Annotated in this window: 1 protein-coding gene; it reads left to right on the top strand. The window is 64.3% G+C overall.

Going from position 1 to position 308, the window contains the following annotated elements; all coding sequences use genetic code 11:
* Positions 1 to 308: MATE family efflux transporter (locus GHO32_RS26295; RefSeq protein WP_256678638.1), on the top strand; the 308-nt coding region annotated here is incomplete at both ends.

The raw sequence follows: 308 nt of genomic DNA on the forward strand, positions 1-308 counted from the left end.
TCGCAGCCTGCTGCTGCAATCGGTGTTTTTCGCCATCACCCTGCAAGGTGCACGGCTGGGCGACGCGACCGTGGCTGCGAATGCGCTGCTGCTCAACGGCCTTCTGTTGGCCGCCCATGCGCTGGACGGTCTGGCCCACGCAGTCGAAGCCTTATGCGGGCATGCAATCGGCGCCCGTGACCGGGAAGCGTTGCGCCGTTCAATGGTGGTGGCTTGCGGCTGGTCGCTGCTGGCCAGTGTCGCATTTGCCCTGCTGTTCCTGTTCGGCGGGCATCTGTTTGTGCAGATGCAAACCGACATCGCCAGCG

Origin of the sequence: Pseudomonas sp. FSL R10-2189 (assembly GCF_009600325.1) — a bacterium.
Lineage (GTDB): Bacteria > Pseudomonadota > Gammaproteobacteria > Pseudomonadales > Pseudomonadaceae > Aquipseudomonas > Aquipseudomonas helleri.